Source organism: Paenibacillus sp. N119s, from assembly GCF_059447605.1.
This window is the reverse complement of record NZ_JCAJRU010000529.1, coordinates 1-394: the sequence shown is the minus strand read 5'-3', so window position 1 is coordinate 394 and position 394 is coordinate 1. Positions and strand designations below refer to the sequence as shown.

Here is a 394-nt window from a genome sequence, read left to right as displayed (position 1 = left end):
ATGCAATGCAAAGCTCAAATTTTTGGCTCAAATCGCCGTTGCGTGTATGGTCGTGTTTGCTTTTGATATTCGTGTTGATTTTGTAAATGTACCTTTTCAGGATGCTTACTCATCTTTGGAAAGCTGGATTTCCATTCCGCTTACGATTTTTTGGATCGTAGGTGTGACCAATGCCATCAATTTGATTGACGGCCTGGATGGACTGGCTGCAGGTGTATCGGGAATTGCGATTGGAACTATTTTTGTGATGTCGTTACTAATGGGCAATTATATGGTTGCCATGCTTTGCCTTGTGTTGTTAGGCAGTATTATCGGGTTTCTATTTTTCAACTTTCATCCTGCGAAAATATTTATGGGTGATACAGGGTCCTTATTTTTAGGTTTTTCTCTGGCT

The 394-nt window shown here is 40.4% G+C and carries 1 protein-coding gene; it reads left to right on the top strand.

Annotated elements, in window-relative coordinates:
• Positions 1 to 394, top strand: a 394-nt coding sequence (locus tag AC5V8P_RS26170) for an MraY family glycosyltransferase (protein ID WP_495474128.1), incomplete at both ends; no start/stop codon positions are given.